The sequence below is a fragment of the Paraburkholderia sp. CNPSo 3281 genome (genome assembly GCF_024206515.1).
GTDB lineage: Bacteria > Pseudomonadota > Gammaproteobacteria > Burkholderiales > Burkholderiaceae > Paraburkholderia > Paraburkholderia nodosa.
The window spans coordinates 1-533 of the sequence record NZ_JAMBPS010000197.1; the positions used below are offsets into that span (position 1 = coordinate 1).

Consider the following 533-nt stretch of genomic DNA (forward strand, 5'->3'; position numbering starts at 1 on the left):
GGCGATCGCCTCGCTGACGACCGGTCAGGTGGCCGGTCTGAGCACGGGCCAGCTGTCGAGCCTGATTTCGAGCCAGGTCCAGCAGTTGGGTTCGGCTGACATCAAGGCGCTGAGCACCAGCCAGGTGGTGAACGGTCTGGGTTCGGCGGGCATCGCGGCACTGACGTCCAGCCAGGTCGCACAGCTCGGCACGGCGGACCTGAGCGCGCTGAACACGGCAGAAGTGCAGGCACTCGGTTCGGCGGGCATTGGCCAGCTGACGTCGTCGCAAGTGCAGTCGCTGACCTCGACGGCGCTGAACGCGCTGACGACGTCGCAGCTGGCGACGCTGTCGGTGAACCTGCTGACGAGCGCACAGGTTTCGGGTCTGAGCACGGGCCAGCTGTCGAGCCTGATTTCGAGCCAGGTCCAGCAACTGGGTTCGGCTGATATCAAGGCGCTGAGCACCAGCCAGGTTGTAAACGGTCTGGGTTCGGCGGGCATCAAGGCACTGACGTCCAGCCAGGTCGCGCAGCTCGGCACGGCGGACCTCA

The 533-nt window shown here is 66.0% G+C and carries 1 pseudogene; it reads left to right on the forward strand.

Going from position 1 to position 533, the window contains the following annotated elements:
- A pseudogene (locus M3I56_RS40890) lies at positions 1 to 533 on the forward strand (heme utilization protein); the annotation flags it as partial.